General features: G+C 68.7%; 2 protein-coding genes. Both read left to right on the top strand.

Going from position 1 to position 2,179, the window contains the following annotated elements:
* Positions 1–42: 42 nt before the first annotated feature.
* A complete protein-coding gene (locus ABZV34_RS38715; protein WP_356287767.1) occupies positions 43–390 on the top strand; it encodes a hypothetical protein in 348 nt (115 codons plus the stop codon).
* A 132-nt stretch (positions 391–522) separates the two neighbouring features.
* Positions 523–2,179 (top strand): recombinase family protein (locus ABZV34_RS38710; protein WP_356287764.1); only part of this gene is annotated, 1,657 nt, incomplete at its 3' end.

Here is a 2,179-nt window from a genome sequence, read left to right as displayed (position 1 = left end):
GCGGAGGGTAAGGGGCGTCACAATGGGTAGTAGGTTTGTGACATGGTGCGTGGTGATCGTGTCGATAGCATCGAGTATGCCTGGCGGGTCAACGCCGCCGCGGATCTGGCCGGGGCGGGTGTGCCCGCGGCCGCAGCCGCCCGCACGTTGGCGAGTAGGTACGGGGTGTCGGTGCGTCAGGCACGCCGGTATCTGGAGCAGGCCATGGCTGCTGGCCGAGTCGAAGTCCCCGAGTCGAGCGTGGTGTTCACCGTCAAACTGCCGGAATCTCTGGCAGGACGGATTCGCAGCCGTGCCCGCGAGAGTGACCGGGCAATCTCCGCGGTGGTGGCCCAGGCCCTCGCCGAGTTCCTTGAGCGGGGTGCCCCGGAGGGCCGGCCTCGCAGGTGAGCGGCCGGCTGGTGGAGACGGAGGCGGTCTTCGACCGTCATGCGGTGGCGGACTTGTCCGCGGCCTTCGCAGTGTTGGTGCCGCAGCGTCGGGCCCGGGTGCGGGCCGGCCGCGATCAGGCAGGAGGAACCGATGACCAGCGCGGCGATCTACGCCCGGGTGTCGTCCGCCCGGCAGAAGAAGGACCAGACGATCGGCTCGCAGACCGCGGCTCTGCGGGCACACGCCGCCGGACAGCATCTTGAACTGCCCGAGGAGTGGGTGTTCGAGGACGAGGGGCACTCCGGGGCGACCTTGGTACGGCCCGCGCTGGAACGGCTGCGGGATCTTGTCGCCCAGGTCGGCGTGGATGTGGTGCTGTGTTACGCACCCGACCGCCTGGCCCGCAAGTTCGCCTACCAGGCCCTGCTGATCGAGGAGTTCGCCCGGGCGGGCACCCGGGTGGAGTTCGTACGGGGCCCGCGCGGCGACACTCCCGAGGACCAGCTGATGGTCCAGTTCCAGGGCATGTTCGCCGAGTACGAGAAGGCCCAGCTGATGGAGCGCTACCGGCGGGGGAAGACCTACCGGGCCCGCTCGGGGTCGGTGAATGTGCTGGGCGGCGCCCCGTTCGGCTACCGATACGTGCGCAAGACCCCTGAGTGCGGGGCCACTTACGAGATCGTCGAGTCCGAGGCGGCGCTGGTGGTGGAAATGTTCCGCCGCTACACCGACGACGGGGCCTCCATCGCGGACCTGACCCGCTGGCTCACCAACAGCAGCACCCTCACCCGCACCGGGAAGACCCGCTGGGACCGCAGCGTGGTCTGGGGCATGCTCCGCAACCCCGTCTACCAAGGTCAGGCCGCCTTCGGCAAGACCCGGACCGTCCACGAGTCCCCGGGGCTGAACCGCCGCGCGAGGCTGGAGGGCCGCACCACCCCACGCGCCGTCAAGTACGAAGACCGGCCCCGCGAGGAGTGGATCACCATCCCCGTCCCCGCGCTCGTCAGCCCGGCCACCTTCGAACGCGCCGCCCAGCGACTCTCCGACAACAAACGCTTCGCCTCACGCAACAGCAAGGTCCCCTCCCTGCTCCAGGGTCTGTCGGCCTGCGTGAGCTGCGGATACGGCTACTACCGCACCTCAACCACCACCTCCTCCGGCAAGAAGATCTACTACTACCGATGCCTGGGCTCCGACGACTACCGCTACGAAGGCGGCCGGGTCTGCACCAACAAGCCCGTCCGCGCCGACTACCTCGACACCGTCGTCTGGGACCACATCATCAGCATGATCGCCGACCCGCACCTGATCCGGTCCGAGATCGACAAGCGGCTGGACCGCGCCCGCACCAGCGATCCCGCCACCCGCCAGCGCAGCCGTCTCGAACTCGCCCTGGCCAAGGCCACCACCGCGATCACCCGCATGATCGAAGCGTTCCAGGAACAGCTGGTCACCATCGACGAACCGCGGGCCCGGATGCCCGGCCTGCGGGCCCGGGAGAGCAACCTGCGCGGCCAACTCGACGCGCTGGACGCCCAGCTCACCGACCGTGATGCCTACCTCAAACTCGCCGACGACCTCGAAGGCTTCCTCGCCCAGCTCCGCGACAACGCCCAGACAGCCGAGATCCCCGAGCGCCAGCGTGTCCTGCGGCTCCTGGTCAAGGATGTCCTCGTCGGCCCCGAGAAGATCACCATCCGGCACCGCATCCCCGTCCGTGAGCATGCCACCGAGGACCGACATCAAGATCGAGACGCTACGGAGGGTGACTCATGCCCGAGTTACCCATTGCGTTGGGGGCGTG

Source organism: Streptomyces sp. NPDC005195 (genome assembly GCF_040608315.1).
GTDB lineage: Bacteria > Actinomycetota > Actinomycetes > Streptomycetales > Streptomycetaceae > Streptomyces > Streptomyces kaempferi.
The sequence above is the reverse complement of the archived record's forward strand: the minus strand, read 5'-3'. Positions and strand labels throughout refer to the sequence as shown.